1 pseudogene is annotated in these 257 nt (G+C 57.6%); it reads left to right on the top strand.

What is annotated here, in order from left to right:
* A pseudogene (locus EOD29_RS33075) lies at positions 1 to 257 on the top strand (hypothetical protein); the annotation flags it as partial.

Raw genomic sequence — 257 nt, 5'->3', positions numbered from 1 at the left:
TGATAGCTTGCAAAAGTCCATTTTGTCGATGAACGAAGGGATGCGCAACGACATAAGCGGTGCACGCATGGGTTCAGCCTTGGTCCTCAGCGCGCCCGGCAAGGAACCAGCACAATTTTTCGCACCTTCGGTCCGCGCCCTGTCGGCGGAAACTCTAACGCCGGATAGCACTCTTGCGTCCATCGAAGCCGGCGGCATTCCAATCAATAACCTGCCGCGTTACGAACGCACGCTCTCGCCGGAAGGCAAGCTCATCC

Origin of the sequence: Mesorhizobium sp. M1A.T.Ca.IN.004.03.1.1 (genome assembly GCF_003997555.1) — a bacterium.
In the GTDB taxonomy this organism is placed as follows: domain Bacteria; phylum Pseudomonadota; class Alphaproteobacteria; order Rhizobiales; family Rhizobiaceae; genus Mesorhizobium.
Note: the sequence above shows the minus strand (reverse complement) of the source record. Positions and strands in the feature narration are given on the sequence as shown.